Origin of the sequence: Pseudomonas sp. SIMBA_068 (genome assembly GCF_046534705.1) — a bacterium.
Lineage (GTDB): Bacteria > Pseudomonadota > Gammaproteobacteria > Pseudomonadales > Pseudomonadaceae > Aquipseudomonas > Aquipseudomonas putida.
In genome coordinates this window covers 1-247 of sequence record NZ_JAWRYI010001282.1, presented here as the reverse complement: position 1 = coordinate 247, position 247 = coordinate 1, and the positions used below count along the sequence as shown (strand labels likewise).

Sequence of the window (247 nt, the reverse complement as noted above, 5' to 3'; positions counted from 1 at the left end):
CGCTGGCGTGACAGACGTGAGCTTGGGCAGCCGCGAAGCGCCTGCGGACCCACCAATCGAATCAGCGATGTGGCGGGCGTGCGTGTCGGACATTGCACGCTGAATGAAGGCGAAAAGCAGACTGGCGTAACCGCTATCGTACCGCCGGGCGACAATCTGTTTCTCACGCCGCTGCCGTGTGGCGTGGAGGTCCTGAACGGCTTTGCGAAACCCGTCGGACTGGTTCAGATAGAGGAGCTTGGCGTGC

General features: G+C 62.3%; 1 protein-coding gene. It reads left to right on the top strand.

The features are described 5' to 3' along the window. Positions 1-60: 60 nt before the first annotated feature. Positions 61-247, top strand: a 187-nt coding sequence (locus SB756_RS33700; protein WP_410913716.1) for a P1 family peptidase, incomplete at its 3' end; no start/stop codon positions are given.